General features: G+C 66.5%; 1 protein-coding gene. It reads right to left on the bottom strand.

The annotated features are described in order from the left end of the window. Positions 1 to 175: 175 nt before the first annotated feature. On the bottom strand, positions 176 to 2096 hold a 1921-nt coding region (locus O5O54_RS22110; protein WP_279484006.1), incomplete at its 5' end, for an efflux RND transporter permease subunit.

Below are 2096 nucleotides of genomic sequence, written 5' to 3'. Positions count from 1 at the left end.
CAGAGCGTCCCGGCCACCAATACGGCTGGCGATGTCGAGGCCGGCGACGCCGCCGCCGACGATGACGAGGTGATGGTCTTGGTTCAATTGGGCTTTTCCCTGCGGTGAGGCGGATGTCTGCGCGCCCGTTCAGACTTGCGGCGTCTCCCGGCGATGGCGGTAACGGTCGCGGCGGCTAGGCCATCGCCGTGCCGGCCTTGCCGCTCCCGTCCGCCTTGAACGGCTCGTCGGACGCCGGGCCGTGATGGTCCGGCTGGCCCGTCTCGCTCGGCTTGATGCGGAACCAGGCGACGTAGAGCGCGGGCAGGAACAGGAGCGTGAGGACGGTTCCCACGATGATCCCGCCCATCATGGCGAAGGCCATCGGGCCCCAGAAGATCTCGCGCGAGATCGGGATGAGGGCGAGCGAGGCGGCCGCCGCGGTGAGCATGATCGGCCGCATCCGGTGTTCCGTGGCGTCCAGCACCGCGTCCCAGCGGCCCCAACCCTCGCGGATGTGATCCTCGATCTGCACGATCAGGATCACCGAGTTTCGGATGAGGATGCCGATCAGCGCGAGGACCCCGAGGATGGCGACGAAGCCGAGGGGTGCTCCCGACGGAACCAGCGCCGCCACGACGCCGATCAGGCCGAGCGGTGCCACGGCGACGACGAGGAACAGGCGCTGGAAGCTCTGCAGCTGGAACATCAGGATCGTCGTCATCGTCAGGAGCATCAGCGGCAGGACGCCGGCGATCGGGCCCTGTCCCTTGGCGCTTTCCTCGACCGCGCCGCCGACGGCGATCGCGTAGGACGGCGGAAGCTTTGCCCGAAGCGCCTCGATCTCGGGCGTCAGCTGCTCGTCGATCGTCGCCGGCTGCGCCTTTGAGCTCACGGTCGCCTTCACCGTGATCGTCGGTACGCGGTCGCGGCGCCAGATGAAGGGCTGCTCCATCTCATGGTCGAAGGTCGCGACGGCGGCGAGCGGAATGACGCGCCCGTCCTGAGTGTTGAGCTGAAGGTTGCGCAGGGTCTCGATCGAGCTGCGTTCGTCGTCGCGCGCCCGGCTGATAACGTCGACGAGATAGATCCCGTCGCGGATCTGGGTTGCCGTCGTCCCACCGACGACGTTCCCGAGCGCCGAGGCGATGTCCTGCGAGGATATGCCGAGCTGGCGTGCCTTGTCCTGGAGGACGTTCACCTTGACGACGCGCGCGGGCTCGTTCCAGTCCAGCGTCACGCGGCCCATGTTCGGGTTGGCGCCGACGGCCCCGGCGACGCGCTGCGCAATGCCGCGAATGACCTGAAGGTCGGGACCGCTGACACGATACTGGATCGGCCGGCCGACGGGCGGCCCAAGATCCATCGTGTGGACGAAGACATCGGTCCCGAGGAAGTCGCGCTCGCCGATGTCGCGCAGCTTCGCGATCACGCGGTCGCGCGCCTCCACGTCCGTCGTCATGATGACGATCTGGCCGTAGTTCGGACTGGCCGGCTGCACGTCGAACGACAGCACGAAGCGTACGGCGCCCTGTCCGACGTAGGACGACCAGTAGGTGATGTCCGGATCATCGCGCAGGTTCGTCTCGAAGCGATCCATCTGGGCTCGCGTCTCGTCGATCGAGGTGTTCTGCGCCGCCGTCCAGTCGACGATCACCTCGGGCCGGTCCGAGGTCGGAAAGAACTGCTGCTGGACAAAGCCCATACCGAAGATCGCAAGGGCGAAGAGCCCGACGGTCGCCAGGATGGTGAGCCACTTGAAGCGCACGCAAAGACGCAGGATCGCCGAGAAGGACCGGCCGAACAGCCCCTTCTTCTCCGAGTGCTTCTTCATCGACTTCGGCATGAAGGTCACGCCGAGGATCGGCATGAAGATCACGGCCACGAGCCAGGAGACGATCAGGGAGACCGCGATCACGACGAATAGGGTGAAGGTGAACTCGCCCGCAGCGCTGCTGTTGAGGCCGACCGGCATGAAGCTGGCGACCGTGACCAGCGTTCCCGTCAGCATGGGGAAGGCGGTCGAGGTGTAGATGTAGGTCGCCGCCTTGTGCAGGTCGTCGCCGACCTCCAGCCGCGCCACCATCATCTCGATTGCGATCATCGCGTCGTCGACG

Source organism: Aureimonas sp. SK2, assembly GCF_029813115.1.
In the GTDB taxonomy this organism is placed as follows: Bacteria; Pseudomonadota; Alphaproteobacteria; order Rhizobiales; family Rhizobiaceae; genus Aureimonas.
This window is presented reverse-complemented; position numbering and strand designations above follow the sequence as displayed.